Annotated in this window: 31 protein-coding genes and 1 pseudogene; 10 read left to right on the top strand and 22 right to left on the bottom strand. The window is 60.6% G+C overall.

Features of this window, described 5'->3' with window-relative positions; genetic code table 11:
• Positions 1-195: 195 nt before the first annotated feature.
• A complete protein-coding gene (locus M8523_RS32635) occupies positions 196-1533 on the bottom strand; it encodes an IS66 family transposase (RefSeq protein ID WP_282589016.1) in 1338 nt (445 codons plus the stop codon).
• A 231-nt stretch (positions 1534-1764) separates the two neighbouring features.
• Positions 1765-2181 (bottom strand): hypothetical protein, encoded by a 417-nt coding sequence (locus M8523_RS32630; RefSeq protein WP_282589015.1) that lies wholly within the window; start codon positions 2179-2181, stop codon positions 1765-1767.
• A 212-nt stretch (positions 2182-2393) separates the two neighbouring features.
• Here M8523_RS32630 and M8523_RS32625 point away from each other — a divergent pair, with 212 nt between their 5' ends.
• Both M8523_RS32625 and M8523_RS32620 read left to right on the top strand, forming a co-directional pair.
• Complete coding sequence (locus M8523_RS32625; protein WP_282589014.1) at positions 2394-2993, top strand: hypothetical protein; 600 nt, start codon at positions 2394-2396, stop codon at positions 2991-2993.
• A 276-nt stretch (positions 2994-3269) separates the two neighbouring features.
• Positions 3270-4718 carry an IS1380 family transposase gene (locus M8523_RS32620; protein WP_282589013.1) on the top strand — a complete coding sequence of 483 codons (1449 nt, stop codon included), beginning with the start codon at positions 3270-3272 and terminating at the stop codon, positions 4716-4718.
• 385 nt (positions 4719-5103) lie between these two features.
• On the opposite strand, the gene M8523_RS32615 is transcribed toward M8523_RS32620, so the two are convergent.
• The 8 genes and pseudogenes from M8523_RS32615 to M8523_RS32580 all read right to left on the bottom strand — a co-directional run bounded on the left by M8523_RS32615 (position 5104) and on the right by M8523_RS32580 (position 10880).
• Positions 5104-5715, bottom strand: coding sequence for a restriction endonuclease subunit S (locus tag M8523_RS32615; RefSeq protein WP_282589012.1), 612 nt, complete (start codon positions 5713-5715; stop codon positions 5104-5106).
• Positions 5712-6524 (bottom strand): annotated as a pseudogene (locus tag M8523_RS32610) (HsdM family class I SAM-dependent methyltransferase); the annotation flags it as partial. The gene M8523_RS32615 and the pseudogene M8523_RS32610, both read right to left, overlap by 4 nt.
• Before the next feature lie 267 nt (positions 6525-6791).
• Positions 6792-7307 carry a hypothetical protein gene (locus tag M8523_RS32605; RefSeq protein ID WP_282589011.1) on the bottom strand — a complete coding sequence of 172 codons (516 nt, stop codon included), beginning with the start codon at positions 7305-7307 and terminating at the stop codon, positions 6792-6794.
• 130 nt (positions 7308-7437) lie between these two features.
• The gene (locus M8523_RS32600; RefSeq protein WP_282589010.1) at positions 7438-7701 is read right to left on the bottom strand and encodes a hypothetical protein; all 264 of its coding nucleotides are present in this window, start codon (positions 7699-7701) and stop codon (positions 7438-7440) included.
• A 17-nt stretch (positions 7702-7718) separates the two neighbouring features.
• Positions 7719-8591 carry an IS1 family transposase gene (locus M8523_RS32595; protein WP_282589009.1) on the bottom strand — a complete coding sequence of 291 codons (873 nt, stop codon included), beginning with the start codon at positions 8589-8591 and terminating at the stop codon, positions 7719-7721.
• Between the two features lie 32 nt (positions 8592-8623).
• Positions 8624-9667, bottom strand: coding sequence for a P63C domain-containing protein (locus tag M8523_RS32590; protein WP_282589008.1), 1044 nt, complete (start codon positions 9665-9667; stop codon positions 8624-8626).
• Positions 9668-9756: 89 nt separating this feature from the next.
• Positions 9757-9993 carry an RNA-binding protein gene (locus M8523_RS32585; RefSeq protein WP_282589007.1) on the bottom strand — a complete coding sequence of 79 codons (237 nt, stop codon included), beginning with the start codon at positions 9991-9993 and terminating at the stop codon, positions 9757-9759.
• A 638-nt stretch (positions 9994-10631) separates the two neighbouring features.
• The gene (locus tag M8523_RS32580) at positions 10632-10880 is read right to left on the bottom strand and encodes a hypothetical protein (protein ID WP_282589006.1); all 249 of its coding nucleotides are present in this window, start codon (positions 10878-10880) and stop codon (positions 10632-10634) included.
• 319 nt (positions 10881-11199) lie between these two features.
• Here M8523_RS32580 and M8523_RS32575 point away from each other — a divergent pair, with 319 nt between their 5' ends.
• Positions 11200-11766, top strand: coding sequence for a hypothetical protein (locus M8523_RS32575; protein WP_282589005.1), 567 nt, complete (start codon positions 11200-11202; stop codon positions 11764-11766).
• A 276-nt stretch (positions 11767-12042) separates the two neighbouring features.
• Here the strand turns inward: M8523_RS32575 and M8523_RS32570 are convergent, their stop codons facing one another.
• Genes M8523_RS32570 through M8523_RS32535 form a run of 8 tightly spaced genes read right to left on the bottom strand, consistent with a single transcriptional unit; the run spans position 12043 to position 16313 of the window.
• Positions 12043-12576 (bottom strand): hypothetical protein, encoded by a 534-nt coding sequence (locus M8523_RS32570; protein WP_282589004.1) that lies wholly within the window; start codon positions 12574-12576, stop codon positions 12043-12045.
• A gap of 57 nt (positions 12577-12633) precedes the next feature.
• Positions 12634-12930, bottom strand: a complete 297-nt coding sequence (locus M8523_RS32565; RefSeq protein ID WP_282589003.1) for a hypothetical protein — start codon at positions 12928-12930, stop codon at positions 12634-12636.
• 16 nt (positions 12931-12946) lie between these two features.
• Positions 12947-13690, bottom strand: coding sequence for a hypothetical protein (locus tag M8523_RS32560; protein ID WP_282589002.1), 744 nt, complete (start codon positions 13688-13690; stop codon positions 12947-12949).
• Positions 13691-13723: 33 nt separating this feature from the next.
• The gene (locus M8523_RS32555; protein ID WP_282589001.1) at positions 13724-13957 is read right to left on the bottom strand and encodes a hypothetical protein; all 234 of its coding nucleotides are present in this window, start codon (positions 13955-13957) and stop codon (positions 13724-13726) included.
• Entirely contained in the window at positions 13954-15339 is a 1386-nt protein-coding gene (locus M8523_RS32550) for a replicative DNA helicase (protein ID WP_282589017.1), read from the bottom strand. Before M8523_RS32550 ends, M8523_RS32555 begins: the two co-directional genes overlap by 4 nt.
• Positions 15340-15395: 56 nt before the next feature.
• Positions 15396-15677, bottom strand: a complete 282-nt coding sequence (locus M8523_RS32545) for a hypothetical protein (protein ID WP_282589000.1) — start codon at positions 15675-15677, stop codon at positions 15396-15398.
• On the bottom strand, positions 15674-15916 hold the full coding sequence (locus M8523_RS32540) for a hypothetical protein (RefSeq protein ID WP_282588999.1): 243 nt from the start codon (positions 15914-15916) through the stop codon (positions 15674-15676). Before M8523_RS32540 ends, M8523_RS32545 begins: the two co-directional genes overlap by 4 nt.
• Positions 15894-16313, bottom strand: a complete 420-nt coding sequence (locus M8523_RS32535; RefSeq protein ID WP_282588998.1) for a hypothetical protein — start codon at positions 16311-16313, stop codon at positions 15894-15896. The genes M8523_RS32540 and M8523_RS32535 overlap by 23 nt, the downstream gene beginning before the upstream one ends.
• A 206-nt stretch (positions 16314-16519) precedes the next feature.
• Here M8523_RS32535 and M8523_RS32530 point away from each other — a divergent pair, with 206 nt between their 5' ends.
• Together M8523_RS32530 and M8523_RS32525 are read left to right on the top strand one after the other, a co-directional pair.
• Positions 16520-16786, top strand: a complete 267-nt coding sequence (locus M8523_RS32530; protein ID WP_282588997.1) for a hypothetical protein — start codon at positions 16520-16522, stop codon at positions 16784-16786.
• Between the two features lie 142 nt (positions 16787-16928).
• Positions 16929-17234: a hypothetical protein gene (locus M8523_RS32525; protein ID WP_282588996.1), complete on the top strand. Its 306-nt coding sequence runs from the start codon at positions 16929-16931 to the stop codon at positions 17232-17234.
• Positions 17235-17241: 7 nt separating this feature from the next.
• On the opposite strand, the gene M8523_RS36985 is transcribed toward M8523_RS32525, so the two are convergent.
• Complete coding sequence (locus tag M8523_RS36985) at positions 17242-17472, bottom strand: carph-isopro domain-containing protein (RefSeq protein WP_428351821.1); 231 nt, start codon at positions 17470-17472, stop codon at positions 17242-17244.
• Positions 17473-17565: 93 nt separating this feature from the next.
• Between M8523_RS36985 and M8523_RS32520 the strand changes: the two genes are divergently transcribed.
• Positions 17566-18282, top strand: coding sequence for a helix-turn-helix domain-containing protein (locus M8523_RS32520; protein WP_282588995.1), 717 nt, complete (start codon positions 17566-17568; stop codon positions 18280-18282).
• 102 nt (positions 18283-18384) lie between these two features.
• On the opposite strand, the gene M8523_RS32515 is transcribed toward M8523_RS32520, so the two are convergent.
• A complete protein-coding gene (locus tag M8523_RS32515; RefSeq protein ID WP_282588994.1) occupies positions 18385-18774 on the bottom strand; it encodes a type II toxin-antitoxin system death-on-curing family toxin in 390 nt (129 codons plus the stop codon).
• 6 nt (positions 18775-18780) lie between these two features.
• The gene (locus tag M8523_RS32510) at positions 18781-18993 is read right to left on the bottom strand and encodes a hypothetical protein (RefSeq protein ID WP_282588993.1); all 213 of its coding nucleotides are present in this window, start codon (positions 18991-18993) and stop codon (positions 18781-18783) included.
• A gap of 122 nt (positions 18994-19115) precedes the next feature.
• Here M8523_RS32510 and M8523_RS32505 point away from each other — a divergent pair, with 122 nt between their 5' ends.
• The 4 genes from M8523_RS32505 (at position 19116) to M8523_RS32490 (ending at position 22556) form a co-directional block, all read left to right on the top strand.
• Positions 19116-19493: a hypothetical protein gene (locus M8523_RS32505; protein ID WP_282588992.1), complete on the top strand. Its 378-nt coding sequence runs from the start codon at positions 19116-19118 to the stop codon at positions 19491-19493.
• A gap of 401 nt (positions 19494-19894) precedes the next feature.
• Entirely contained in the window at positions 19895-20167 is a 273-nt protein-coding gene (locus M8523_RS32500; RefSeq protein ID WP_282588991.1) for a hypothetical protein, read from the top strand.
• A gap of 164 nt (positions 20168-20331) precedes the next feature.
• Positions 20332-21936, top strand: coding sequence for a recombinase family protein (locus M8523_RS32495; protein ID WP_282588990.1), 1605 nt, complete (start codon positions 20332-20334; stop codon positions 21934-21936).
• A gap of 119 nt (positions 21937-22055) precedes the next feature.
• Positions 22056-22556: a hypothetical protein gene (locus M8523_RS32490; RefSeq protein WP_282588989.1), complete on the top strand. Its 501-nt coding sequence runs from the start codon at positions 22056-22058 to the stop codon at positions 22554-22556.
• A 64-nt stretch (positions 22557-22620) separates the two neighbouring features.
• Here the strand turns inward: M8523_RS32490 and M8523_RS32485 are convergent, their stop codons facing one another.
• Complete coding sequence (locus M8523_RS32485; protein ID WP_282588988.1) at positions 22621-23907, bottom strand: C40 family peptidase; 1287 nt, start codon at positions 23905-23907, stop codon at positions 22621-22623.
• Positions 23908-23994: the final 87 nt, after the last annotated feature.

Below are 23994 nucleotides of genomic sequence, written 5' to 3'. Positions count from 1 at the left end.
CCGGGATATCTGGCTTTCGCGGCTCAATGGCTGGCCTGTGTGCACCCCTGCCGACGCTTCACCGCCATCCTCGCGAACGACGATGCACGGCTCGGGGCCGATGTGGGTCGCTACACCTTCATCGTGTCGGACTTGCACCGATTACTCCTTGCCGGTCTCCCGGCGCACTAATGACCCAGGTCCATTTTGAGCGTGTTAGGCGCTGACGGTCTGGAGACTGATCTCGAAGGCGTTGGTGCCGGGCCGGATGCGAGCCGTGTCGACGACGGTGCGAATATCAGCCTCGCCTGCGGCGGCCCACATGGCGCGATAGCCATTGGTCACCTTGCGCTGGACAACGGATGGTCTGAGCGCGCGCTCGCAGCCGTTGTTGGAGGGATCGACCAATCCGGGCCACTTGGCGAAGGTGAGAAGCTGGTCGCGCGCTCGTCTGAACCTGTTCTGGAGATCTCGCGCCAGATCGCAGGATGTCGGGGTCTCCAGGATCGCGGTGAGACGACGCTCCAAGGCGCGTCGTCTGGCGGTGATCGTCGCCGGCGCGAGCATTTCGATGCGGGCCGCCAAAGTGAATGCGCCTTGGAGCCAGAGCTTGAGCCGCATCGGCAGGAAATCCTCGCCCGCTTGATCGGCGTAGGCGACATCACGCGCTAGATGCGCGAGGCAGGTTTGCTGGGCTCCCGCATGGCCTTGTTGGGCGGAGTAACGATCCGACAGCCAGACCGCCGGTCGATGTCCATCCATCATGTCCCGGATCACCACGGCGCCGCGGATTGGAGACGCCTGATGGACCACGGCTTCATTGCAGCGGAACACCCAGTGGAAGGCATTGCTTCCCTCGATGCGAACGCCGGTCTTGTCCGAGGCGACGACCTTGGCTTGGCGCAGGATCGCAACAGCATGGTCGCGCTTGGCCACGAAAGTCCCCTGTGCGCGGCGGAGCATGTTCATCAGCCCCCCTCCGCCTGCAACTCCACTCAGCTTCGCCGAGCGGAGCCTCTTGCAGGCTCCGCCTTGGCTGATTGTCAGCCCGAACAGATGATCGAAGGCGCCTTGCAGACGCTCGTAGGACAGCGCCTGGAACGTCTTGAAATAGGTGGCGACCGCATGGAGGCGCGGGCCGAACGGCGTGCCCTTCGCTGCCGCGGGCGCCGGCGCAACGACCATCGCCCCACACGAGGGACAGCGCACAGTCAGACGCCGATGTCGTTCCACGAACGGCTTGATCACCGGAAGCTCGACCTTGTCGTGCTCGCTGACAACCTCGGCCGGAAGATCGCTGGACAGCGGCATCCGGCAACATGGACATTCATCAGGATGATGATCGACGATCCGATCGACGTCCTCGCTCAGGCGGCGCGAATGCCCCTTATGGCCCGGCTTGGCGCCGCCAGGTTTGGCCTTCTCGCGGCGCTCTTTCCGATCGGTGGAAGGCGGCTTTGACGACGTGCGCGACGTCTTCGTCGGGCGCTGCAGTCGAAGCACCAGTTCAATCAGCTCGTCCTTGCTCAAGCGCTCCAGATCGAATCGGCTCATTCACCAAGGGAATCAGCGATGTCCTCGCGTGGCAAGGGCGTGGGTAGTTACGCCGCGCTCGCTGTGCGATCCGACCATGCTTCTGCGGGTCAGACATAAAAATAAAATCCGGTTTGAAAATTGTGCAAACAGAGACCGGGTGGGTGGTGCGTTCCCCTCATGGGATGGACCCCTCCAGAGGGACCCACCAAATCCGCTAGGGGGTCGCCTTCGCCCCCCGGCCTGGCCCGCCTACGCGGTGGGCGTCACGATCGCGGCCGGGATGGCAGCAGGGGCGGCTGCGGGCTCAGCAGCGGGAGCCAACGCGGCGCTGGTGTCGTTCGGGACGAGAGCGGCAGGCAATGCCCCGGCGATCTTGCTGTCGAGCGCAGCGATGGCCGAGCCCTGAGCGGTCACGCGCGGCAGCACATCACCGAAGACTGCATCGCTCTCGCTCTTGGCGGCGATCAAGGCATCGGTCTTGGCACCGACTTGTACGAGGGCTGCGTCGTTCGCGGAGATAGCGGCGAGGATGTCGTCGTGAATGGCCATGATGGGCTGCCATTTCAGTAGTTCGGTGAAAACGTTGAGGAGGCGTTCCACGCGGGCGTGGAGTTGATCAGCTTTCGCGTGAAGCGCGGCGAGATCGGCGCGGATCGGATCAAGCATGCGGATTTAGCAGCGGTCGGCCACCAGCCGACACGGTTGTGCAGTTCGGCATTAAGGGAGCAAATACACCAAGGTCACGAGATTGGCGGAGACCATGCATCCTGCACATCCGTTAGCCCTCCCAAGCACACCATAGGATTACAGCATTGACTTTCGGCAATGTTGCCTCTTAACTCTGGTTCGGCTTAAATCTTTAGCGGAAATATATTGCAATGCAAAAAATGAAGTTCGCTTTGTCTACTGGCATCGCTTTTGGGCTTATGCTAGGCGCGGCACATGCCGCAACAGTGACTTTCAACAATCTTGGAGGAAACAACAAAGACATTTTCACGAGCTATACAGAGAACGGTTTCACCGTTACAAATACAGACGGTCAGTTCTTTGTTGGTACGAACTTTGGTAACCCGGTTCCTGATATATTTGCTGGTCCACTTTTTGGTCCAGCGACAGATTCAATCACTGTTACGTCTAGTTCGGGATTGTTCGCATTCTCCTCATTGGATCTTTCTGCCAACAGCGGAGGACTGGAATACACTGTTACAGGCAGCGCGGGTGGGTCTCAGGTTTACACTTATTCCAGTGGTTTCGCTAAGTCGAATGCGTTTTTGTCGGTTTCCAGTCTCAATAGTGCCAAGGTCGATACTCTGAAGATTACGCTCGACGTGGGCGGAACCTCCGCCAACATCGACAACCTCAGCTTCAATGTCTCCTCCGTCCCCCTCCCTGCTTCAGCCCCGATGTTCGGCGCCGCTCTCATGGCCCTCGGCGCTGTCGGCTACGGTATGAAGAGGAAGGCGAAGGCTGCGGCCTGAGCTCAACCGGTTTCGAAGGATGTGCGTCCGGAGCTCACGCTTCGGGCGTTTTTTCGACGCTCCGCGCGATCGTGGCGGGTACATCGCGCTGGCGATGTGATCGGCCATCGACCAAATACCTTAAACCGGCATCAAAGGTTTGGGGCGACTCCGGTGGTAGCTACCTAACCCGAATAATTCACGCTAGGGTTGGCAGATGCAGCTTAAGGCACTGACGTGATTTAGGATTTGGTTGTCTAAGCCGATCCCGTGTCATTTCAGGAAGCTACACCCGCCATGGATGATCCTACGTTGTCGCTGCCTGGCCTGTCACCTCTTGGGCGGACGTCGATCGTGGCGCGGTTCGATGGCGGATCGTTGTCGTCGGATTCTGGCGTTCTTGTGCTGCGGGAAGTCGAGAAACGTCTCGGCGTGGCGGATCGGTTGGCCGGATGCCTCGACGATCCTCGCAACCCCGATCTCATCGTGCACGGCCTCGCCGACATGATCCGTTTCCGCATGTTGATGATCGCGGCGGGCTATGAGGATGCCAACGACGCAGCCGCCCTGCGCCACGATCCGGTGTTCAAGATGGCGCAGGGCACGCTGCCGTCCGGACGCGACCTCGCCTCTCAGCCGACGCTCTCGCGGGTGGAAAATCTGCCCGACCCACGCGCCTTGCTGCGCATGGGGCGAGCCATGGTGGATCTTTACTGCGCGTCGTTCGCAAAGGTGCCGAAGCGGATTGTGCTCGACTTCGACGACACGTTCGATGCCGTTCACGGCGGCCAGCAGCTTCGGCTGTTTAACGGACACCACGACAACTATGGGTTCCAGCCCATCGTCGTGTTCGACGGGGACGGCCGTTTCGTCGCCGCCGTGCTGCGTCCGGCCAAACGGCCGAGCGGCGTCGAAATTCGGGCCCACCTGCGCCGCCTCCTGCGCGCCATCCGGGCCCACTGGCCGATGACGGACATTCTGATCCGCGCCGACAGCCATTATTGCGGCCCCCTCGTCATCGACTGGTGCCGGGCGAACGGCGTCGACTTCATCTTCGGGGTGGCGCCAAGCTCCACCTTGCGGAAACACATTGAAACGCTGGAAGCCAGCACGGCCGAGCGGTTCAACGCCGCGCCTGGCAAAGGCAAGGTGCGGCGCTTCAAGGAGTTCCACGATGGAGCAGGGAGTTGGAGCCGCGTCGAGCACATCATCGCGCGGGTCGAGGCGGGCGATCAAGGAACCGACACGCGGTTCATCGTCACCAATCTGTCCGGTGGCAAACCGAAAGTGCTCTATCAGGACGTCTACTGTCGGCGCGGTTGCGCCGAGAACCACATCAAATCCTGGAAGACCCATCTGGCCGCCGACCGCACCTCCTGCACCAAGGCGACCGCCAACCAGTTCCGCCTCTTCCTTCACGCCGGAGCCTATTGGCTCATGTGGGGCGGAGAGAGCAAGGGCCCCTGTCCGGCGAAGCCGGAGAGGGTTGCGAACGCAGGGCTGCGCGTGTCCATGCCGAAACGATCGATGTGGCGCGTCGCGCAACTCGACACGCTGCGCCTGCGCCTGATCAAGATCGCGCCCTCCACTCGCCACTCCACCCTGCTTCGCAGGGCGGAGCCTCTGGCTCCTTCCGCTCGTGTGGTCGAAATGAAGACGCAGGTGCGGCTGCATCTGCCCACGACATCTCCGGCACAGACGATCCTACGCGTCGTCCTCGGCCGCATCCTGCGTCTCGCGACGTGACAGACGGGGCGCTCAAGCCCCTCCTTTGCCCACCCCGCAACCCCGAACCTCGACACAACCCGCCCAGCCCCCCCCCATCGTCAGGGGACGGAAAGCCGTGTTCCGCAAGCCCAGAGCACCGCTGGAAGCCGGCAAAATCGCCAAGCGTGAATAGTTCAGGCTAGATCAGCAGTTATGCTGATCAACACATCTCCTGCTCTCACAGTTGTCCGGCGCGCCTCGGCGCCATCTGGAGCATTGATAAATACTAAATCCCGTGTGGAGAGAATGCCTTTTTGGAGATTCTGAATGCGAATGAATGCGCGTCCAGTTTCCGCGTAGTATTTAGCCCATCCACGAGATCCACTTGTAAGAAGGTCTCGAATGAGGATAGGGTCTTAATTGGCTATTTCTTCACGTTTGTGACCGGATCGCCAAACATTTGAAGAAAAAGCGACTGGGTGAGGCTGTTGAGCAGGTCGAGAGCACGTTTGCGCTTGCGGCGCAGCGCATCCGCCTTGTCCAGGATCGCCGCGATCTGCCGCTGCTTGTCGAGCGGGGGAAGTCGAATTGGAGTGTCAGCGATCTCGCCGGAACGAATGCGCGGGAGTTGACCAGGTGATAGGCCAACCGGCGCGGTGTTCAGGAACTCGTCACTGCGCAAAAAATGAGAAATATAGTCACGACCGACTCCTGACCTGACTACAAACACGTATTGATCGACAGAACATATCCCATCGAATTCTGCAATCCAGACCTTGTTCAGATAAGGCCGAAGGTAACCATAGACGATATCGCCCTTACGGAAGCGAGCTCGACGGCCGGTCATCTTCGACAATTCAATAGTCAATTCACCGACACGTCGACCTGTGTTTGGTTCGACGTGCTCCAACCCGACAAACGTCACCGGCCCGACGGGTCTGTCCTTCGGATGCACGATGTCGTTCCTGAAGTCGAGAAGGTTGCCCAAGCGGCATGTTCGCGTGACTGCGAGCGCATCTGCTGCGTGGATATTCATGCCAGCATCGCCACCAACTCCGCCAACCCCTCCGTAATCTCCGCCTCCAGCGCCTTCAACTCCGCGATGATCTCCTTCGGCGGGCGATGCTCGGCGGCCTCATGCACCACCTCCTTGTAGCGGTTGAGCGACAGGTCGTAGGCGGCTTCGACGATCTCGGCCTTCGGCACGCAAAAACTCTGCGCCGTGCGGGGCCGCTCCCGCTCAGAGCCCGTGCGCTCCGCCCAGCGGGCCGCGATGTCGGGCAGGTCGTTCTTCACCGCCTCGGCCTCGTCGAGCGTCAGGCTGACGACCGTCGCGCCCTCGCGCCGGCCCGGGTTCGGGCCAATCTTGTCCGACGGCAGCAGGGGCGTGCGCTTGTCGTCGAGCGAAAACCCGTCGGCGCGACCGTCGTAGAACCAGACGTAGTCGGTGCCGCCCGAATTGGTCTTGGTGAAAAACACGATGGCGGTGGAGACGCCCGCATAGGGGCGGAACACGCCGGACGGCAGCTTGACGATGCCGTCAAGCCGGTGGTCCTCGACCAACATCCTGCGGATCGCCTTGTGGGCCGTGGAGGAGCCGAACAGCACGCCGTCCGGCACGATCACGGCCGCGCGCCCGCCGGGCTTCAGCAGCTTGAGGAAAAGCGCCATGAAGAGCAGTTCGGTCTTCTTGGTCTTGACGATCTTCAGCAGGTCCTTGGCCGTGGTCTCGTAGTCGAGCGCGCCCGCGCAGGGCGGGTTGGCGAGCACGAGGGAATAGCGGTCGGCATCGCCCGTATGCTCCTGCGCCAGTGAATCCTTGTAGCGGATGTCCGGGTCTCCAACCGCCGCGCGAGGACGTCCTTGTCCTCCGCGAAGACATGCGGCGAGGTCCGGGAGAGCGACCGAATGCCGAACACGGCACGGCTGATCACATCCGCCTCAGTCGCCAGGCGCTCGATGTCAGAGGGCGACATCGGCCGGCGCAAGATCCACCAGGAGGCCGAAGTGCCGGGCCAGGGCTCGCAGCCCGTTCTTCAGCTCGTGCAAGGCGACGGCCGCGCTGGTCGCGGTGTCCTTACATTCGGAGATGAGCCGGCCAACGTCGGCGAGCTACATGTCTTCGAGAATGACCTTGCGGACCACGATCGCGCGGGGCAGAGCGTGGAAGCCCAGCGCTCCGGACGGCATGTCATCGGCCTGGCGGAAGGCGTCGAGGTATTGCGCCTTGCGCTCGGCCGCGGCGTCGCTCATCTGGCCACGCGCGGTCGTGAAACCCTTGCTCAGGTCGAAGCCGCACAGCGCTTCCATGCCGGCATTGTAGTGCAGCCGGGCATAGTGGAAGCCGGCGGCGGCGAGGATCCGGTTCATGTCGGGATCGTTGCGGGAGAGCTCGCACCGGCGTTTGAGCCGTTCGAACTGGTTGTCCGTCATGCGGATGCGCATGTCGGTGGCACGCTCGACGCGTGGCGCGTCATCGGCGCCGACCACGACGGCCCGTGACGTGCTTTCGGTCTGGAACGATGTTCCCGCCTTCATGGCGCGTTCCTTGGTGGGGCCTTCGATCCCAAGAGCGAGCGCAGCATGGCGCGCCCCCTTGCTGGAGGTATGCGCCGCGACTGTCGCCATGGGTTGCAGACCCCTTCCGCCCACAAAAAAGCCCGGCAGCTCTGTGGAGCTCCGGGCGCAAATCGTCATCTATCCAATAGATTGCATCCAGCTTCGAACCTGTCAATCGTTCCCGGATTGTGGTAGTGTCTCAGTTTGAATTCTGAACGAGCGCTTCGACAGCCGTCGCAAGGACGCGAGCATTTTTGATCCGAATTGCTTCGGAATGTCCCTGGGACGCAAATGCGCTCAAAAGCGCCTCCACATCCGTCCATCCGAATTCAAGATCAAAACCCGATGAGCGCTGCTGCCCAGCACCAAAAGATAAAAAGGTAAGTTCAACCGCATCTTTGCCGATGGGATTATATCGGCTTTCAGACTGGGTATGGCTATCGCCTATTCTGCGCATCTTCATCGCAACATGGCTCCATGTCAGCCAATCTTGTAAGGCCCACGCTTCCCCGGCTTCGGCAACCCAGCCTCTACCATCTCGGCCACATCTTCCATGCTCCAAAGCCGATCGGCAACACCCGCCGCCATGGCCGGAGAAACCCGCAGCGACTTGTGGATGCGGCAGAAGTTGTACCAGACCGCGTAGAGCGCGACCATGTGGGCATGGTTCTCGAACTTCTTGGAGAAGGCGTTCGTGAGCCGTGTGAACCGGCGGTTGTGCATCCGCATGGTGAGGTTCGCCCGCTCGACGTAGCTGGTTGAGACATGGGCCATATCGGGCTCGCCTTCAATCGTGGTCTTCTTGATGCCGGTGCAGTCGGCCGGGCTGTAGCGGCCCTTCGCGCTTTCTGGCGCGGCTCCGTACATCTTCACCAGCATAGCGTAGTCGACGTCACAGCCGAACGCGCCCTCAACGGCCTCTAGGTAGGCCTTGTGCCCATCTGTGGTCATCTGGACGCGATTGGCGAGGCGCTTGGCCACGTCGTCCATGAACCACATAGCGCATTCGCCATCACGGCCGCCGACGAAGTGTGAGACGATCAGCTTCGTGTCGGCGTCGAGCGCCGTCCAGGTCCAAGTGTCGCCAGCCCCGTCCACGGGCGCCTTCATCGCAGCGACGTTCTTCTGTTTCGCGGCTGTGAACGACCAGATTTCGTCGCATTGGATGCGCTTGGCCTTTACGTTTCGCACGCGCTCGTCGTGGAACGCTGCGCAGGCCTTTCCTGCGTCGACCAGGAGCTTGGAGACAGTGTTGATGCTTGCACCAGTGATCCGCTCGACCGAGCGCATGCTCGATCCTTCGCAGAGGAGCGTGAGGATCTGAGCGCGCTTGGCGAGAAGGAGCTTGTTCATGCCGGGCATGATTTGAACTTTAATGCTTAGCGTCAAGCTTCATCGTCTAGTCCGTCGAGCAGATTTCCTTGTGAACCCAAAGGCAACGCTTCCGGAAACGCCCTATAAAATGCCCTGTCATATGCTGCTTTGTCGCTAGAGGATGCAGCTATACCAACGACCTGCCACAAATGACCCTTTACAGCCGGCATTCCAATCTCGTCGGAGAGGAACTGAAACATTTTATATCGTCGACCGCCATTAGCGTAGACGACGGGGTTTTTTGCATCCAACTCTTCTAAAATCGCGCCTTTGCTGTTTGCGAGAGGCGCGTATACATATTTACGTATAAATTTTCCAAAGAACTGAGGATGCCGGAATGACTTCGGATCCTTCCTTTTTAAGCCATACAATCGATAGATCGAATCAAAGAACTTCTCTGGAAATTCTGCTTCATAAGCTCTGCATTCGTCGCGAATGAATTGTGTCCAAAGATCTCGATACTCTTCTCGACGTTTGTCTGCAATGAAACCAGTAGCTTCGTCAATGAGCCCGATAATGCCGATTTTAGCTGCTGATCTGACAATGAATTCGGCTTGTATCCCCAGAAAGTGCTGTGATTGAGCAAGCTTGCCAGTGCGTGCTGCTGACATGATCGCATCGCACACCTCAATGAAAACCTCGGCTGGATATCCGTGCGCAGGATCCCCATTCAACGGTATGAATTCAATTGGGTTTTCGATTTTGGTGAGCAGTTCTGGGCTGATTGCGGATCCCAAGCCTTTGCGCGAGATCGTTTTCATAAAGGCGTTCCCGCCAGCTGACCTTAGGCCCAATGCGCGTGCTATGCCGCGCTTGTGGATCAGCCGTCTTCGGTCTTCTAAAACGTACACGTCAATGGTGGTGTCCCCGATAGGAAGAGACCCCTGACTAACGGCTTTTGGCATCCCAACCGCCGCCGTCATTTGCGCTTTGGCATGCTTAGCAACTGCGGCCGCTCGGGCGATCTCTTGTCGTTTCTCTGGTGTCAGCGCTTCAGCCCTAGCCCTGCCACCTTTACTTTGCTTCGAACCGTTCAGCTTGAGTTTGAAAACCATAGCGCAAACCTCCTGCTTGCTAAGCGCAAGAGATCACCTGCTTGCTCAACTAGCAAGCAGAAATTTCTTCTGAGTACGATTTCTGCTTGCTACAGCTTACCCCACCGCTTCTCGGCCGCCTTCTTAGCAATCTCCGCCCTACGCTCAGGCGTCATGCTCTTCGCCCGAGCCGCACCACCCCGAGCCCCCAGCGACTTCGCGGCGGGGTCCTTGCCGTCGTCCACGGCCTCGGGTTCCTCGATCTCGCCCGTAGCGAGGCGCATGACGTGGACGGCGTTGCCGATGACGTCGGCGGGGCGTTTGGGGCCGTTCAGACCTTTAGGCATGTTGCATTCCTTCGATGGGTAGACCGGCTTTGCCGCCTTGGCATCTCGGGCATTTCCGTTGGAAGAAATCGCTGGAGTTCGCGCCATATCGGTGGCCGCAGCCGGATACTTTGCACTCCACGATCCATACATGCTGCATATGGTCGTTCCCTGGCTCGGCCGTTTTGACGACCAGCTTTTGCGCGTTACGGTTGTGATCGCCGGGGCGACTTCGCGACTGGCCCTTGCGTCCGGTGGGCATCAATCGATCAACCTCCGCATGAGGCCAAACAGGCCTTTTCTGGCCTCAGTGTCGTGAGACACAAAACTGCTCAACATAATCCGGCGGGAGCCGCTGGGGCCTGATCTACCAGGCGGCGAACCCGTCCACTCTTCTAGGATGAACAGATCTCCTTCCTGCGTGTCCGTGGCAAGGGCGTACGTCAGTTCCCAATCTGACGAACTTTCTCCACCACCCTCTCTCTTCTCGGTACAAAACACGGCCCCTTTGACGCTCACATGCACCTCCCATGCTTCCCGCTAAGCATGACAGAGGTAGGCATCCAGTGCGAGCCGGGTCAAGAGCCGCCGATTTCAAACTGCGACACTACCCGGATTGTTCATGCGAGCTTAGGCGTCGCAGCCGACGCATCTGGCTTTCACTGCGGGTTGCTTGGATGAACCTGCTGCCCAATGTCGAGTAAAATCTGCCGCTGGTCCGGAGGAACCTTCATGTCGTCGAGGTTCCAACCGTCTGTGTGCGTGGTTCCCTGCAGGCTGTCGATATAGGCCATGTAGGCCTTGAGCGCGGCCTGATAGGTCGCGGCAGTCGGGGCGGTCTCTGGCGCGTTCTGCGCCATCGCAGGCGTGGCGCAGAGGAGGGACAAGGCGAGCACTGTTCTGATCATGGTTTCTCCGGTTGTGAGCTTCCGCGATAGTGGATCACACCGCTATCTCCTCGAACACCCACGCCGGAACGAGACATCCCGGTTCCCCCGGCATCGGCCCCACGGTTGCGCGGAACTAGTGCCCTTTGCGGTCGGCCTCGCCGATGTACGCCGCCGAGAACTCAAGGCGATCGACCAGCCGGTTCGGGTCTGTCAATCGCTCTTGAATTGTTCATGGTGGTTGAGGCAGGCGATTTCGTACAAAGTAAGTCGTCGTGCTAGGGGCGCCGAGTCGGCGGGGCGTCGTGTTCAAGCAATTTACTTTCAGGTGGCTATATCGATGGATCATTTTGAAGATGCCAATCTCAGGATTGTTCGATCAATGGAAAAATTGGAAGCCATTGACCAAGAAATAACTCATTGGATGCATGAACATATGCCCTCGCTGGTCATGGATCCAACCACAAACGGCGGCTTGATGCTTAAGGTTAAGTTTGACCATGATTTACCCAAGATCTGGCGAGTGAGACTAACAGAGATAGCTGAGGGGCTTCGAGCAGGCTTGGACTTAACAGGATTTGCTGTCGCGCTAAAAACGGGCGGACAGCGTACCAAAACTAAGTTTCCATTCGCCGAAGATGCCTCGCAACTCGAAAGCCAAATTAAATCTGCGTCTTCTCATCTTCCGTCAGAAGTGATTTCGATATTTAGGGGATGCAATCCATTTAAGGATGGAAATTACGAATTGTGGGCTATGAACAAAATTTGCAATCAGGGAAAACACGGGCAGATAAAGCCTATATTCAGGAATATTAGTGACATTCAAAGCACTATAGTTCCGAAGGCCGGCAAGGTCGATATTACCCTTAAACCCCTCGTTAAGCCCCTTTGGGATGAAGGTAATTGAGAGTTGTACTATGCTGAATTGCAGGCAACCACTGATTTCGAATATCGAATGAATGTTGGATTTGCCGTAGCCTTCGACAATCTTGAACCAGGACGCGATACGAACGTGACAGGTCTCCTGCGCAAGGCTGCAAATGAAGTGAAGCACATTTCTGAGAAAGTTCAGGCTATTTATTCTTAGTTTTGAACCCCTCGCGAGCCTCCCGCAGGTTCACAGCCCGCTTTGCCGGATCACGCGGCGGCCGTACACAAGCCTCCAACAGCCGCGTTGCTTCGTTCAAACAAACGCGAACATGCCGGGAAATCTGTTGCGCGTTTCGGGTGGTACGCGCCCGACCTCTTCGAGTGACACTGGCTGGCCATAGCGAAGCAGAGGCTCATCGGTCACTCCGACCAGCCGAGGACCTCGATCATCGGTGTGAACGATGCGCACCCGGCCCAGCGGAAGAAATTCACCTTTCCACCACGCTGAGAACTCGCCCCCAGGCATCTGCCGAATTTCAATATCGGGGACACCTGCCCGCCCGAAACCAACTTGCGGACCTTGTGGTTCGGACGCGCTCACCGTGGGCTGTTGAACCGCCTGACTGACACCGGCGACATCAATGGTGACGCCCGGTGGTTCGTAGACCCTCGCCTTCTCCGCCGCCGTGCATCCTTCCTCCCAGCGTCCCAGAACCCATTGGAACAGCTGGTCGGCCCGCTTCTCGACGTCTCCCTTTGCGCCGCGGCGCCCGGCTTCCTTGCCCGCGATCGACAGGCACGCCATGCGCAGCTGTGCCACGGCCGATGCGCTAATTTCTCTCACCATTTGATCCCCTCCAATTTGGAGCCCTGCTTGAACAGTTTCCGCACCGCAGCGAGCACATCAAGAAGCTCGGGGGCTGGCGTAATCGCGCAGCTTGATTTCCCGTCCTTTGCCGTCAAGGTCTGCTTCGATCTCGATCCGCAGAACCCCGGCAGGAGCGCCGCTGGCATAGAAATCCTCTACCAAGCGAGCAGCCTCCTGGCCGAGCTTCACTATCATTTCGAGTTCCTGAATAGCCTCGACGCCAGAGCGTTGCTTCAGCAACCCTTCGATCGCGCCCCGCAGCGAGCCCTCTTCTGGCAGTCGGGCAGGACCGCGCATCTTGACCGGTGCCGTGTCTGTGGCTGCGTCGCTCATTGAAGATCCTTCCCCGTCACGCCGCGACCGCCTTCGGCCAAAGTCGCTCCGGCACCTTGCAACCTGCCTCACCAGGCTTCGCTCCCCATTGGGCGAGCCACCCGCCACGGCCTAGAACCGAAATTATCGTGCTCTCAGCCGCCGAGCAGCCGCCGCCGAAATCGATGCGCGGCTCACCGGCACCGGAGCGCTCGGGTGCGACCTTCGGGGCGGCGTTCAGTCGCTCGACGACGATTTCGGCCCACTTCGACCAGAACTTGATCGGCGGTCGCCCTCTGGCCCGACGAGCGTCCGCCTCGGAACGCATCACGGTCGTGATCTCTCGGACGGATATCCCACGATCAATCAGGATCATGATCGGTCCGAAGACGGGGTCGGCCGGATGGCCGTCGCCGATTGCCTTGACGCAGGCAGCCTGAACTTTGGCGAATTCGTCGGGATCGTCGTGGTGCGGTTCGAGCCGCTTTTCGCGCGCCCCGCCGCCAAGCTGCGAAGCAGCTATATTTCTATGTCCCTGTCCCTGTCCCTGTCTTTCCGGTTTGCGAACACGTTCGAAACGCGTTTCAGCCTCCGTTTCATTAGGCGTTTCACCACCCTGTTGAGGCGGCTTCGGATTGGGTTCCGAACGGCCCTCTTTCCTGCCTTCGCGCCATTTCCGAAGGCGTTCCTGGTCCGCCCCATATTGCTGACGCTTCTTCCAAGCCTTGTTGGCTTCGGCTGCGAGAACAGGGTGGTAGAGCCGGCCGTCAGAGCACTTCACGAAACCACGAAGGGCAACCTTCTTGACTTTCGACTAGCGCTTGCCCGCGCCTGAAAAGGCGGCGAGCACGCGATCGTCATCCGGTAGCGACGCTGGTGGAGATTGCTTCCAGGCACGGCACCACAGCATCAATGCGGCCCAGCATTCTTCCGGGGTGCCCAGAGCTACAAGCTCGCTGGTGAGCAGCCGGTCGACGTCCAGCATGAAGCCGGAGAAGCCCCGCAGATCGACGTCAGGCGAGACAAGAGGGTCAGGTAGATCGCTCATTGAGCCGCGCCCCGCACATGATCGGACATCGTCGAGCAGGCCATGTCGCACCACAGCGACACCGTGCGGGTTTCCCCAGCCCGGTTCTTCCCGAGGATCAGTTCGGCCCTGTTTTGCTCGTCGAGGAAGCGGGTCACCGCATCGGGATCGCCGTCGAGGTAAGCAGGCGAACGTTGGATGTACATCGCCTCACGATGCAGGAAGGCTACCACGTCGGCGTCCGCTTCCAGGTCTCCACTCTCGCGAAGGTCGGCCAGGATCGGCCGCTTGTCCTCGCGGCTCTCCAGAGCCCTGTTGAGCTGGGCCAGGAGCACGATGCAGATCCCCTCGTCCTTGGCGATCTGCTTCAGCGAATAGCTGATCTCCCCGACCTCGTAGACGCGATTTCCGCTGTACCGGTCGCTCGCCTGGATCTGCTTGAGATAGTCGATGAACACGACGTTGAGCGGGACGCCCGTGGCGGCCATCCGGTCTTTTTCGGTGCGGATGCGCATGCGGATCTCAGAGGGTGTCAGCCGCGACGGAACGTCGATCGTGAGCGGCATGGATCCGAGCCGCTCTTGTGCGGTCTCCAGCCGCCACACCTCGTCGGGCGTGATCTCGTCCGCCATGATGTTCTTGAAGCTGATCGGGTCCCTGGACGAATAGGCGAGATCCGCCAGGATCCGGGAATGGATCTGATCGTTGCCAACCTCGAGCGCGAAGCCAAGAACGCCGGCCCCGCGTCGCGCGGCCCGGTTGGCGGAGGCCACGAAGAACGTCGTCTTGCCCATGCCGGGCCGGGCCGCGAGCACCCACAAGGCTCCAGGCTGGTAGCCTGTGGTGGCCCTGTCCAGATCGTCGAACCCGGTGCTGACCAGGCGCTTTTTCTCCTCGCCGGACTGCACCCGCTTGATGCGCGCGATGATTGCGCCCGCTTCGGCCAAGGGCTCTTTCCGGGTCGATCGAGTGCCCTCCTCGCCGACCAGGCCGTGCAAGAGTGCGATGGCATCACCGGCGACCTGGGCGGGCCGCGCCTGTACCGGTAGATCGTAAGCCTGCTCTGCCAGCTCGTTGGCTATCAGGATGATCTTGCGCCGTATGGCGAGATCATGGATCCCGAGAGCGTAATCCTTGGCCATGAAGAGCGTCGTGGCTTCGGCGCACAGCCGGGCGAGGTAGCGTTTGACTGTCAGGCCACTCCCGAGATCCTGATCACCAGGAAATGTCCCAAGCGTCACCGGCGTCGCGACTTGGCCTGAGCCGATGAGCGACGCGGCGACCTCGAAGGTGCGGCGGTGGATTTCCTCGAAGAGATCGTCGGCCTTGATGACAGGCGCCACAACGTCGAGCAGCTTGTTGTTGAGCAGGAGTGCGCCGAGGAGCGCTTGCTCCATTTCCACGTTGTGAGGCAGCTCGCGAAGCGGAGCAGGCGGCCCGGGGAACGAGACGACGGTGCTCACGACTGCCTGACGGTCGCGATGTCACGCACGCGGCGGCGCTCCAGGGCGACAAGCTCCCCCTCCAAGATCTTGCGGGTTTCCTCAGGCCCAAGCTCGCCCTGAAGGATGGCCAGAGAAGCCGCCTGGGCCCCAACCATCTTGGCGACTGCCGCATCTCGCCCCAGCGCTTTTCGGTCGAGCTGATGTACGTGCATGAGGGTCGCGTGCGAGAGGGTCTCCCAATCGGGACCGTCGTCAATGTCGTGGGCTGCTGTGTTCTCGGAAGGCGAAAAACTCATGGCTGCACCTCATGGCGAGGGGTTGGCAAAAGTTCACGGATGGCAAGCGCGCCGCCGTAGCCGATCGAGGCGACGCCGGCAGCGAGAACGAAAATGACCGCGAGAAGCGTGGCGCGGCTCATGGGGCGGTCCCCGGGCGAGGCCAGCCATGGGGCGATCAGAGCCACGAAGGCGCGGATCTGCTCCATCGCCCAGCCCGCAAGGCGCGTGCGATGCTTAAAGGCGAAGGGCAGCTTCAAGGGCGGCGATCCTTTGAACGAGGTCCTGGTAATCGGCACGTGCGAGCTGGACGAAATCGGGTTCGCCCGCATGCCCCTTGGCGGCTTCGATGGCTTTTGCCTGGACGGCGCGTCGTCGCTCCCGTTCCAGCATGGCGAGATAGCGGGCCTGGAAATCCTTGACGGCCGATGCCGACCAGGACCCCGCGCTGTCGTACCAGCCGGCGCGCACGCGCCAGAATGGCGGCCGCCCCAGGTTCTCCCACGCACGGCGCAGCTGCGTTTTAACGCCTTCGCCCGGCTGGATCGGTTCGGCCGCACGCCGGCAGATGGTTTTGACCTCGAAAGCGATGGCTTCAGACATGTCCTTGCCCTGGGACCACACGAGACGAAGCTTTCCTGACAACCTGTCGCGCATTCACGACGGCTCCTCTGCGAGAGTGATACTCGCGGAAGAGAGGTGTCATGGAGGGGTAGGTCAGGTTTCGAAGTGAGGGATCGGCGCGGGCTTTGGCGAGCGCGAGCGACGACGCGAAGGGACTTAGCGGACGGCGGCCGACACCTTGCGGGCGCCGGCCGCGCCCTTCACCATCGGAGGTGCCAACCGAACCGATGAGGAACACGATGCAGGACGCGCCGATCGAGACGCGATTTGAACAATACGTGAGCGACGACGCAGAACGCTGGTATCCCGTGCATGCGCGGATCGATGCCTTCCGCGAAACCATCGCGGCTGTCGTGCAGGTCCTGGCGCCCGATGCGCGGCAGATGCGCGATCTCATGGCCGCGCTCCCGTCAGGAGAGCGGTTGGGCGATCACCCGGCATTCCGGCACGAAATCCAAGAGCTGCGCCGTTCGCTCGAAACGGGCCTTGGACCGCGCCCGGATTAGGGCCCCAAGGCTCCGGCCAATCACGGGGCTGTTGGCCGTCGAGCGTCATGCGTCGCAGGATCGACGGCCACACGAGGGAGGACACGAAGGCCTTGAGACGTCTCATCACGCCGCCTGCACCTCAGGATAGATCGGGAACACGATGCCGAAGCGCACCACCACGGCCGAACTGCGGGACCGCCTTGACGGCCTCGGGATCGCGCTTTTCGCGGTGACGGGCGCCGTGGTCGAGGCCCTGACTGAGTTCCATCCGCACGGTGATGAGCTATGGGAGCTGCTGCAGGCGCAGGCCTTCGCGACGGTGGTCGGCCCGGAGATGAGCGATGAGGCGCCATTCAAGGCGGAAGCGATCGAACAGGCGTTTGCGGCTGTTGCGGCGGCGTTCGCCGGGTGGCGCGAGGCGGGCGGGGTCCAGCCGGAGGGGGACAACGACAATGAGCAGGAATGAAGCGCAATCATGAGACCCGCTCTGCTTCAGCGATCTTTGCGCCGCACGCCTGTGCCAGAACCCGAAGCGTTATACCGCGCACATCTCTCGCTTGGGCGGCGGCGATGACGTCGCCCCAGTACTGCACAGGAATGGATCCCCTCGATTTCCAACTAGACACCGTGGACACGTTCTTATGGCCCAGAGCGCTAGCTAGGAACGTGACGCCAATCTTCTCGATGATATCGGAGGGAGACATCGGAGCTTCGGGATGAGCGAACATGGCCGAACTACGCATTATGCGTAATAGAAGTCAACGCTAGATGGGTAATTCGAGTACAGGGGATTTTTGATGAGCGTCATGCAAACCATTCACGAGCGGATAAAGTGGGCTAGGCAGGCGCAAGGCTTCAAGACCGCTTCCGAAGCCGCGCGAGCTTTCGGATGGACGGTTTCTACCTATCTCGGATACGAGAATGGCGACCGGGAGCCCGGCAAAGAGATGCTGCAAAACATCTCCAAGGCTTTCGGCGTTGGCCTGCACTTCCTAATCATGGGCGAGGGAGTCGTAAAAAGTGGCACCGACCTAAACACCGGCCTTGTGGTGGGTGAGATTGGTGATCGGGGCGAGATTATCCCCAGATCCTTGGTGCCGGAAGGCGCGTACGAAGCTCAGAGCAAGTTGCCGTTCGCAGATGATGCAATCTGGCTGAGAGTTTCCACAGAGACACTCAGACCGCGATACGACCATGGCGATTTAATCGGTTGCCTCCGAGTAGGACAGGCGGCTGACGATTTCAGCGATGGAGCTGAATACGCCCTTCGGCTGAGCACCGGTCAGAAATTAGTGAGGAGTGTATTTAGAGGCCGCTCGCGAAACTCCTTTGTGCTTATTAGTCACAATCAACCGCCGATCTTGGGCGCGAATATCACATGGGCGTCTGAGGTTGTCTCGGTCATCCGAGCCGCGAACTGGACGCAACAGGCGCATGATCCTGAGGAGCAGGCGCGAAGGCGAGCCCTCATGGCGCAAGCTGCTGCAACTGGTCTATTCGAAACGGCTCCATGAAACCACGCAAATTGCGTTGACACTTACTACGCATGATGCGTAGCATAGCTCCATCGAAACCCGATGGAGCCCGCCATGCTCTCCGAATCCAATGCCATCGCCTTAGTCGAGCGGTACGATCCGCGCCCGCAACCAAGCGGCGAGCTCGACCTCGCTCACGGTGCCGGCCGCGAGCGCCAGCCACGTCGCGATGTTCGCGTCATCATCGGCCGGCAGGTCAAAGCCATTGAGGTCGAGGAACACGAGGCACACGCCGAACGACGTGCGCTTGTTGCCGTCAATGAACGGATGGTTGCGTGCGATCCCAAAGGCGTAGGCCGCAGCGAGGTCGGCGAGGTCAGGGTCACCATAGGCGGAGAGGTTCTCGGGTCGAGCCAGCGCGCTTTCGAGCAAACCCTCATCTCTCAGGCCTGGGGGCCCGCCATGTTCCGCAAGCTGCCTGTCGTGGATCGCGATCGCGTCGCCCTTGATGATCCAGAACGGTTCGACCACGTGCGCCTACTTCGCGAGGGCAGCGAACGTATTGCGATGCTTCCGCATGACCCGGTCGGCCGAAGCCATGACGCGCTTCTCCCGCACCTCCGTCGAAATGGGAGAGGTTCCGACATGCGCCGCGGGCTCCGAACGCGACGGGCGAGGATCGTCCCGCTCGTCGTCGTCAAGCCCATCCGCTCTGCGCTCGCGCTCTTCCATCGTCCGGCCCTCTGGCATTCAGCCACCCTCAATATGGCTGGTTCGCGCTTCCGCCGCCAGTCCTGACCCGTTCGGACGTGCCGTGCCGGCGCCACCGGCCGTCCCATCCTTTCCATGCGCCTTTCCCGAAGGACACTCCCGTGACCGACTATCAGGACGAACACCCCCAAGCCGACGCGCCCTTCTTCGCCGCAGCCGACCTTGGTGACGCTCCGCTCACTGCTTCCGCAGGCGCTCTCTTCCGGCCTATTGCAACGGCGCCGGCGGTCAGTTCCGCAGAAGAGTTCGCACGTCGGGCGAGCGAAGTTGCACTCTCGTCCGACACGGCAGTGATTGCCCGGGCAAAGCGAGTCGCCCGGATCGCCCGCGTGGAAGGTCGCGCGTTCGGCCGAGCGTCCTCGATCGAGGAAAAGGTGGACGAGATGCTCCCGAAACGTCCGCCCGTTGATGCTGCTAGGGAAGCAGCCGACGCTGCCTACAAGGCGGAGATCGAGGCCGTTGGCGGGATTATGGCCTAGCGGCTCGACGATCCCATTATTGTCGCAGCGCACGCGCGCGCATTTCAGGCCTCGAAGGCTGCGCGAGCTCCTTTCGACGAAGTCTCGCGGGCGTGGGAAGCCGAGCGCGAGCGCTTACTCGAGGCAAGGGGAGTAAAGGCTGCTCAACACCGGGCAGACCGCATTGCACGACGCCTCGAAAGAGCGGGCCGCAGTCTCATCGAGATGAAGCCGCAGACCGTTACGGGGTGTGTGGCGATGGCGACGGCCGCGGGAGCTGTCGCTAGGACCGGCCTGGACGGCGGCTGGTCTAAGTTGCTGCACGAATGCGTGGTGCGCGCGGTCGCCGGCCTGCAGATCTGCGCCGCGGTTGCGGCAAAGGATTTGGTTTCTGCCCAACAGCCGAACCAGGCTGCCGCTTAATGGCCGCCACTCCGATCTCCGCGGCCCAGGCGACATGCCTGCGGCTCGCGTCGACCCGGGCGCTCGATGCAGCCCGCGAGCTTCTGAATGCATCCGAACGCCGAGCCTTCGACATCGAGGAGGGTCTGACGCTTATCTTCGAGACCCTCGGCGCCGTCGCGGTCGGCTATCCCAGGGCTGAGGTGCATGCGCTCATTCGCCATGCCGTCACGAACTCTGGGTTCGGCCTGTCGCCGCCGGAGCAGCCGAACCATCTGGCGGCACAGCAATGATCGCGGCCGCAGATCTCGATCAGGAAGAAGGGGAGAGGCTGCTGTGAGCATGCGCACCTTGCTCCCCGAGCCCGACGAAGCAATCATCCGCTTGGCGCGCGCCATCGCGCGGAAGGCGGCCCGCGAGGATCACGCCAGAGCACTGGCAGAACGACAGGCGAGAGATGATAAGGGCCGCGATCTATGCCAGGTTTTCGAGCGAGCTGCAAAACGCCCGCTCGATTGACGATCAGGTCGACCTCTGCCGCACCTATTGCTGCAGGGAGGGATATGCACCGATTGCCATCTTCTCCGACCGGGCCATGTCAGGCGCCTCGACGATCGGTCCTAATGGCCTCGATCAGCTTCTCGACGGCGCCGCAAAGCAGCAATTCGGCGTCGTCGTGGTCGAGGCTCTGGACCGCCTGTCACGCGACATGGCGGACCTCGCGACCATCTACAAGATGCTTCGCTTTGCGGGCGTGCAGCTCATCGCCGTGCACGACGGCAAAGCGGATGACATCGCGATCGGCGTTCGTGGTCTCGTCGGGGCGCTGTATCTGACGGACCTGGCGCACAAGACGCGCCGCGGCCTCGCTGGCAAGCTGAAACAGGGTATGCGCGCCGGCGGCCTCCCCTACGGCTATCGCCCGATCCTCGGAAAGCCGGGCGAGCACGAGATCTTTGAGCCCGAAGCCCTCGTGGTGCGGAAGATCTTCAAGAGCTACGCCGACGGATCGACCCCGCGAGAAATCGCGGCGCAGCTCAACCTGGAAGGGATCGAGCCGGTACGCGGCCGCGCCTGGAACGCCTCAACCATCAACGGCAGCACCAAGCGCGCCTCGGGGATGCTGTCAAACGAGGTCTATGCCGGACGGATCGTCTGGAACCGGGTCGGCAAGATCAAGAACCCGATGACCGGCAAGCGTGTGCCTCGCATCAACGATCGCGCCGAGTGGCACCGGATTGATGCGCCGCAGCTGCGCATTGTGGACGACGAATTATTTCAGGCCGTCGCCGAGAGGCAGGCCGAACGTCGCACCGGCCCGCACAGCCGCGTGACCCCGGGACCGAAGCGCATGCTCTCCGGCCTGCTGAAATGCGCGGCATGTGGCAGCGGTATCGTTTCGGCTGGCTCAGATCATGGCCGTCCTGTTGCTCAATGCACGCGCGTTCGGGAAAGCGGCGACTGCAAAAACAAGCGCAAGGTTTATCTAGACGTCATTGAGGAAGCCGTCGTGCATGGCCTGCGCGACTATCTGCGCCACCCGAAGGTGATCACCGATGCGGTGCGCGAATATCACGCCGAGCGTCGCCGTCTGGCCGCACAGAGCGTCCAGGAGCGATCCGTCGTCGAGCGCCGCCTCGTGGACGTGGAAAAGCAGATGGCAAGACTTGTCGATGCCTTGGCGAGCGGCACCCTGCCCGTCTCAGCGATCGGGCCGAAGCTGAACGAGCTTGAAAATGAAAAGCGCGCAATTGCCGAAAAGCTCGCCAGCCTCGAACCGGACGAGGTCGTTGCGATGCACCCTAAGGCCATCGAGATTTACCTTGCGGCAATCGATCGGTTGGCGTCGTCTCTGGCGAGCGGAGCTGACAAGGAAGCGCTCTGCATCGTCCGAGAGCTCGTGAGCCACATCACCGTCTTTCCGAGGGAGAAAGGCGCCCCCGTCGTGTTCGAGATCGCGGGCCGATTGGCCGCGCTCCTCAAACCTTCTGTGGGATCGTTGGTGCCCAGGGGCGGACTCGCCGCAGCACTCTATTTTTCTTTAGAATCGTTGAGCTTTTAGACACGTCAGGTCCCCTTGGGTGTACCCTTTTCGTGCACCATTGGTCAAGCCTGACGCAATTGCCAAGCTATCCGTCATCAAGCACCTTGCGCGAACATTACCCCTTCGCGAGATGTGACATGATCAAGGCTGATCCCCATAACGAAGCAATTCTGGAGAAGGGATTCGATGACCTCGCGGGGGCATGGGATGCCACTCCCGAAATGATTAAGACTGAATTGTTTGTAGAAATGGAAAAAAGAGCCTGTTCAAACCGCCTTTTGGCTGGACCAGAACCATCGGAGGCGACCTATTATAGGGATGTTGCAGAACAGTGTGAGCGACTAGCTGTGGAAATTCTCGGGTTGCCAAACGCCCTAATCAATAAATTCTGCGATCTTCAAACAAAGCTCTACGGTGATTATGCGTCTCTCGGCCCGACTTGCCTGCTACCTGAATTTGTCACAGCAGCCGCGATCGATCGTATCGGCGCTAACTACCGTCACCCATCGGCCGAAGCTTGGCTTATGGCGCTAATGACAGATCTTGAGACGATCATTCGCGGTCGAGAATCGGTGCCGCCTTTCGCGCCGCCAAATTTTGATTTTCGCGGCGATCCAGAAGATTACCTCCCCTGGTGACGCCTTATGCAGTAAATCGACCGCCTAGGGTATTGTGATTCTAGGCCGGGAACGGTGCTCCCTCTCACACGTCGATGTAAATATCGTGATTGGCATTACGCGTTCGGGCGTCGATCCTGTTCATAACCTGCCGCGCGATCATCTCGGGATCTCCGGCGCCATGCACCACCACATTTCCGTGATGGTGATGGATTCCTCCGCCCGGCTTCGCGCCACCGATCTGAGCTGCGGTTTCATCGGGCGTCACTTCTGAGGCGCGGCGAACATCGAGGATCTTGCGGGGCAATTCCCATGATGCGCCCACGTGGTGACCATGGTTTCCTGAAACCATGCCGATGCGGCCCATGGCATCCCTCAGGCCCGTGGCGATCCCGACGTGATGATTTTCCACCAGGATATCACCCTTGCGGATGCCAGCGAGAGACGCGACACGCTGCCCCCATCGCTTGTAGGACGCGGCGGCCGATGATCCCGATGGTTTGATGCCAGCATGAGAGAGGATTCCCCCAACGAAATCGGCGCACCATTCGCCTGGTGTCATCTTCTTTCCGAGGGCGCGGGCCGCCTGATGAGCATCAGCTCCGATCAGTGCCGCAGCCATGTTGACGGTGCCACCCTGCGCACCAGAGGACGCTACTGCATCGACGGCGCTGGTCATGACGCCATCCCTGCCGATCGCCATCCGCCCCCCGATTCCACTGTCGCCCAAGCTTGCCTTGATATTACTGGCTATTTCACCAATGCGGCCATCGGTCGATGATTTGTCGATCCCGCCACCGATCGCACTGAGGATCGCGGTCGCGGTCGTGTCCAATGATCGTAGCGTCGTGAGTTCCGGCCCTTCGATGGCGGACTTGATTTCCCCTAGAGTCAGCGCTTGTTGCGCCCAGATTGTGATCGCGGTCGCCATGCCGCCACTGGTCGCCTCATCCCAGGTGACATCGGCCATATCCTGCCTGCGGGCGCCGCCGTAGGCTCTTCCGAGAGGCAAGGGCGTCTCTGGTGTGTTGCGCGCGCTGGGCTTGCCGCTGGCGATCCCGTTGCCGTCCTTGGTCCATTTTCCGACCAGATCGAACATCGCCTGGAAGGCCGCATGGACTCCCTGAAGTGCCGCGTCGAAACCCTTCAAGCCAACCAGAAGCGGCGGCATCACAACGGTCCCGATATCCGCCAAGACGTTCTTCAGATCGACCCACGTCTTGCGAAACTCCTGCATCGGGTCTTCCATCTGGAACCTGCCGAGCTGGTCGCCATCGGCACCTTTGTCGATCCCGCCCTTGATCCCCGCGATCTGCTCCCGGAATGCCGGCGTCGCCATGAGGGAAGCGAAGCGGCCACCTTGCTCGCCCATGCTTTGCCTCAGTGTCTGTCCGATGACATGTTGAGTCGACTGAGTTATTTATGATTCAAGGGAGTCCTGGGAACGGGGTTGCCGATG

This window comes from Lichenifustis flavocetrariae (genome assembly GCF_026130545.1).
GTDB lineage: Bacteria > Pseudomonadota > Alphaproteobacteria > Rhizobiales > Beijerinckiaceae > Lichenihabitans > Lichenihabitans flavocetrariae.
Note: the sequence above shows the minus strand (reverse complement) of the source record. Positions and strands in the feature narration are given on the sequence as shown.

Coding starts and splice junctions, on each gene's coding strand:
- M8523_RS32535 (WP_282588998.1), bottom strand. CDS start 16,313: ATGCGCGACAGGTTGTCAGGAAAGCTTCGTCTCGTGTGGTCCCAGGGC.
- M8523_RS32490 (WP_282588989.1), top strand. CDS start 22,056: ATGATCAAGGCTGATCCCCATAACGAAGCAATTCTGGAGAAGGGATTC.
- M8523_RS32580 (WP_282589006.1), bottom strand. CDS start 10,880: ATGATCAGAACAGTGCTCGCCTTGTCCCTCCTCTGCGCCACGCCTGCG.
- M8523_RS32635 (WP_282589016.1), bottom strand. CDS start 1,533: ATGAGCCGATTCGATCTGGAGCGCTTGAGCAAGGACGAGCTGATTGAA.
- M8523_RS32555 (WP_282589001.1), bottom strand. CDS start 13,957: ATGAGCGATCTACCTGACCCTCTTGTCTCGCCTGACGTCGATCTGCGG.
- M8523_RS32630 (WP_282589015.1), bottom strand. CDS start 2,181: ATGCTTGATCCGATCCGCGCCGATCTCGCCGCGCTTCACGCGAAAGCT.
- M8523_RS32585 (WP_282589007.1), bottom strand. CDS start 9,993: ATGCCTAAAGGTCTGAACGGCCCCAAACGCCCCGCCGACGTCATCGGC.
- M8523_RS32600 (WP_282589010.1), bottom strand. CDS start 7,701: ATGAAGATGCGCAGAATAGGCGATAGCCATACCCAGTCTGAAAGCCGA.
- M8523_RS32525 (WP_282588996.1), top strand. CDS start 16,929: ATGCCGAAGCGCACCACCACGGCCGAACTGCGGGACCGCCTTGACGGC.
- M8523_RS32615 (WP_282589012.1), bottom strand. CDS start 5,715: ATGAATATCCACGCAGCAGATGCGCTCGCAGTCACGCGAACATGCCGC.
- M8523_RS32565 (WP_282589003.1), bottom strand. CDS start 12,930: ATGAGCGACGCAGCCACAGACACGGCACCGGTCAAGATGCGCGGTCCT.
- M8523_RS32495 (WP_282588990.1), top strand. CDS start 20,332: ATGATAAGGGCCGCGATCTATGCCAGGTTTTCGAGCGAGCTGCAAAAC.
- M8523_RS36985 (WP_428351821.1), bottom strand. CDS start 17,472: ATGTCTCCCTCCGATATCATCGAGAAGATTGGCGTCACGTTCCTAGCT.
- M8523_RS32485 (WP_282588988.1), bottom strand. CDS start 23,907: ATGGGCGAGCAAGGTGGCCGCTTCGCTTCCCTCATGGCGACGCCGGCA.
- M8523_RS32530 (WP_282588997.1), top strand. CDS start 16,520: ATGCAGGACGCGCCGATCGAGACGCGATTTGAACAATACGTGAGCGAC.
- M8523_RS32500 (WP_282588991.1), top strand. CDS start 19,895: ATGGCCGCCACTCCGATCTCCGCGGCCCAGGCGACATGCCTGCGGCTC.
- M8523_RS32575 (WP_282589005.1), top strand. CDS start 11,200: ATGGATCATTTTGAAGATGCCAATCTCAGGATTGTTCGATCAATGGAA.
- M8523_RS32545 (WP_282589000.1), bottom strand. CDS start 15,677: ATGAGTTTTTCGCCTTCCGAGAACACAGCAGCCCACGACATTGACGAC.
- M8523_RS32625 (WP_282589014.1), top strand. CDS start 2,394: ATGCAAAAAATGAAGTTCGCTTTGTCTACTGGCATCGCTTTTGGGCTT.
- M8523_RS32595 (WP_282589009.1), bottom strand. CDS start 8,591: ATGAACAAGCTCCTTCTCGCCAAGCGCGCTCAGATCCTCACGCTCCTC.
- M8523_RS32510 (WP_282588993.1), bottom strand. CDS start 18,993: ATGCCAGAGGGCCGGACGATGGAAGAGCGCGAGCGCAGAGCGGATGGG.
- M8523_RS32570 (WP_282589004.1), bottom strand. CDS start 12,576: ATGGTGAGAGAAATTAGCGCATCGGCCGTGGCACAGCTGCGCATGGCG.
- M8523_RS32620 (WP_282589013.1), top strand. CDS start 3,270: ATGGATGATCCTACGTTGTCGCTGCCTGGCCTGTCACCTCTTGGGCGG.
- M8523_RS32520 (WP_282588995.1), top strand. CDS start 17,566: ATGAGCGTCATGCAAACCATTCACGAGCGGATAAAGTGGGCTAGGCAG.
- M8523_RS32590 (WP_282589008.1), bottom strand. CDS start 9,667: ATGGTTTTCAAACTCAAGCTGAACGGTTCGAAGCAAAGTAAAGGTGGC.
- M8523_RS32605 (WP_282589011.1), bottom strand. CDS start 7,307: ATGGCGACAGTCGCGGCGCATACCTCCAGCAAGGGGGCGCGCCATGCT.